This window comes from Candidatus Frankia nodulisporulans (assembly GCF_902806475.1).
Classification (GTDB): domain Bacteria; phylum Actinomycetota; class Actinomycetes; order Frankiales; family Frankiaceae; genus Frankia; species Frankia umida.
Genome location: NZ_CADCWS010000578.1, coordinates 1 through 347, shown reverse-complemented (window position 1 = coordinate 347; position 347 = coordinate 1). Strand labels below are relative to the sequence as shown.

At 69.7% G+C, this 347-nt stretch carries 1 protein-coding gene; it reads right to left on the bottom strand.

The genetic code is table 11. The annotated features are described in order from the left end of the window. Nucleotides 1-152: 152 nt before the first annotated feature. On the bottom strand, nt 153-347 hold a 195-nt coding region (locus G6R24_RS21470), incomplete at its 5' end, for a hypothetical protein (RefSeq protein WP_163550897.1).

Below are 347 nucleotides of genomic sequence, written 5' to 3'. Positions count from 1 at the left end.
TCTCACGGTCGGCGGTTGATGTTGATGATCAGCAAGGACAGCCCAGGGGTTTTGCTGCCTCTGGGCTGTCGCCTTTTCAGGTGATCATGTCTGTCCTGCTCCTCGGCTGGTGGGCCGTCGGGCCGCCCGGGGGTGGACGGCCCGACGGGGGGTTAGGCGGCGGTGACGGTCGTGTTGCTCCGGGCGACTTCAAGGCGGGTGTAGATCCGCTGCACCTGGGCGGGGGATCGGGTGGACACCCGGGCCGCGTCGCGGATGCTCAGGCCGTCCCGCCACGCCGTCTCGATCGCCGTGTGGGCGTCGGCGGTGGTGAGCTTCACCGCCAGGGGGACACCCGGGACGGTGGA